2 protein-coding genes and 1 pseudogene are annotated in these 2,629 nt (G+C 71.5%); all 3 read right to left on the reverse strand.

Annotation, left to right across the window (positions count from 1 at the left end):
• Nucleotides 1-213: pseudogene (locus VGD85_RS15325) on the reverse strand (lytic murein transglycosylase); the annotation flags it as partial.
• 43 nt (nucleotides 214-256) lie between these two features.
• Nucleotides 257-1,048, reverse strand: coding sequence for a phosphate ABC transporter ATP-binding protein (locus tag VGD85_RS15330; RefSeq protein ID WP_414690820.1), 792 nt, complete (start codon nucleotides 1,046-1,048; stop codon nucleotides 257-259).
• A 151-nt stretch (nucleotides 1,049-1,199) separates the two neighbouring features.
• Nucleotides 1,200-2,629 (reverse strand): Ig-like domain repeat protein (locus tag VGD85_RS15335; protein WP_331064299.1); only part of this gene is annotated, 1,430 nt, incomplete at its 5' end.

Here is a 2,629-nt window from a genome sequence, read left to right on the forward strand (position 1 = left end):
CCACCGCGGGTCGACCCGGGCCGGGGCCGCGGGGGCGTTCGCGCGCCGGGCGGGCTGGACCCGCGTGTCCGGCCGGGACGCCTCGACGTACGCCGAGGAGCCGACGACCGGCAGCTCCGGGCGGGCCAGCACGGTCTGCGAGGCGAGGTAGCCGAGACCGGCGACGACGAGCAGCGCCGTGGCGAACGACGCGATGAGACGAGCCGGGCTCACGCAGCCATCACCCGGGGCATCACCCGGGCCCTCACCCGGGCCCTCACCCGAAGCGGCCGTGGACGTAGTCGCTCGTCCGCGGGTCCTGGGGGTTCTGGAACATGGCAGCAGTATCCCCGTGCTCCACGATGACGCCGGGGGTGCCCTGGGAGGCGAGGAAGAACGCGCAGGTGTCCGACACCCGGGCGGCCTGCTGCATGTTGTGGGTGACGATCACGATCGTCACCTCGTGCGCGAGCTCGCGCATGGTCTCCTCGATCACCCGCGTCGAGGTCGGGTCGAGCGCGGAGCACGGCTCGTCCATGAGCAGGACCCGCGGCTTGATCGCCAGGGAGCGGGCGATGCACAGCCGCTGCTGCTGGCCGCCGGAGAGCCCGCCGCCGGGAGCGTCGAGCCGGTCCTTGACCTCCTCCCAGAGCCCGCCCTTGCGCAGGCAGGACTCCACGAGCTCGTCCTTGGTCGCGCGCGAGGCCTTGGTGCCGGTGAGCTTGAGCCCGGCGAGCACGTTCTCCCGGATCGACATCGCCGGGAACGGGTTCGGCTTCTGGAACACCATGCCGATCGCGCGGCGGGCGTCGATCAGCCGCTTGGCCGGGTCGTAGATGTCCTCGCCGTCGAGCAGCACCTCGCCGGCCAGCTGGGCCGACGGGACCAGCTCGTGCATCCGGTTGAGGATGCGCAGGAACGTGGACTTGCCACAGCCGGAGGGACCGATGAGGGCGGTGATGCCGCCGGCCGGCATCGTCAGCGAGACCCGGTCGAGGACCTTGCGGTCACCGAACCACGCGGTGATCTCGCGGGCCTCGATCTCGGCCAGCCCGGGGGCGTCGCCCATCGGGGTCGCCGCCGGGAGAACGGTCGTCTCGTCGGCTGCAGTGGTCATGATGCGTTCCTTCGATGGCTGATGCCGTGCCGGCCCGCCCGGGAGGGGGCGGACCGGCACGGCGGTGTTCAGTGTCGTGCGGGTGCCGCGTGCGCGGCCGGTGTCACTTCTGCTTGATCGTGAAGGACTTCGTGGCGCCGGCGACCTTGGCGTTGCCGGCGTACACCGCCTTGAGCTTGTTCTTGCCCTTCGCGAGCTTGAGCGTGAAGGTCGCCTTGCCGCCCTTGAGCGTGCCGGCCTTGAGGACCTTGGCGCCCTGCATGATCGACACCTTGCCGGTGGCGGTCGCGCCGACGGCGCTGACCGTCACGGTGCCCTTGGCCTTGGCGCCGGCCGCGACCGAGGCCGGGAAGGACTCGGTGATCGTCGCGGAGGTCAACACCTTGACAGTGCTCTCGTCCTGCGACGGCTCGAACACCGAGCCCTCGGCGGGCGTGAAGACCGCGGTGTAGGTGTGGCTGCCGGGTGCGACGCCGGTGAGCGTGGTGGTGGCGGCCCCCGACACCATCGGGACGTCGTTGGCCACCTGGGTCGCGCCCTCGAAGAAGTCGACCGAGCCGGACGGCGGGGTCGAGCCGGTGACGGTGGCGACGAGCTTGGCGGTCTTCGCCTTCGGGCTGCTGGCGGCCAGCGTGGTGGTGGTGACGACCTGCTTGTTGACGGTGAAGTTGGTCGTCGCCGTCTGGGTCGGCTCGCCGCACACGCCGCCGTGGTCTGCGGTCGCCAGCTGCTCGAAGCCCGACTGCTCGATCAGCGGGCGGGCCGCGGTCGAGCACACGAAGCCGTCCGCACCGAAGACGGACTTGATGTCGGCGCGGGCGAGGTCGGCGCCCCGGACCACGTTGTAGAGCGCGCGGTCGGCGCTCCAGCCCTTCTCGAGGCGCAGGGTGGTGCCGAGCAGGCCGGCCCGGCCCTTGGAGAACGGCGCGATCGCGTTCGGGTCGTTCTTGATCGGAGCGTCGTCGTGCTCCTGCACCTCGGCCACGTTGGCGCCGAAGTCGACGGCCACGCCGCCGTTCATCGCCTTGAGCTGGTCGGTGAAGAAGCCGCGCGTGCCGGAGCCCGGCTGCGGGATCTTCGGCGCGATCGTGCCGGCCTGGCCCCCGATCTGCGACCAGTCGGTGACCTCGCCCTTGTAGATGCTGACGATCTGCGCCTGGGTCAGCGTGTCCGGCGCGTGGGACGGCGTGCTGTTCGAGACCGCCATCACCAGGGTGTCGAGGGCGAACGGGATGCTCTGCAGGCCCGCCTGGACCTCCTTGGTGCTGGGACCGGAGGAGGAGCGGGCGAAGTCGATGTCGGTGTTGTTGCCGGCGCCGTACAGCAGCGCCTTGCCCGCGCCCGAGCCGTTCGGCCGCGGGATCGACCCGCTCGGAAGGGTGATGTTGCCGCCGCCGAGGGCCGCGAAGCTCGCGATCCGGTACGCCGGGGCCGGGGTCTGGGCGTTCCAGCCCCGCTCGGCCAGCAGGTGCAGGGTGGTCTGGATGGTGTCGGACCCGACGCCGATGAGGTCACCGGCGACGGGGGTGAACG

Source organism: Nocardioides sp., from assembly GCF_036401255.1.
Lineage (GTDB): Bacteria > Actinomycetota > Actinomycetes > Propionibacteriales > Nocardioidaceae > Nocardioides.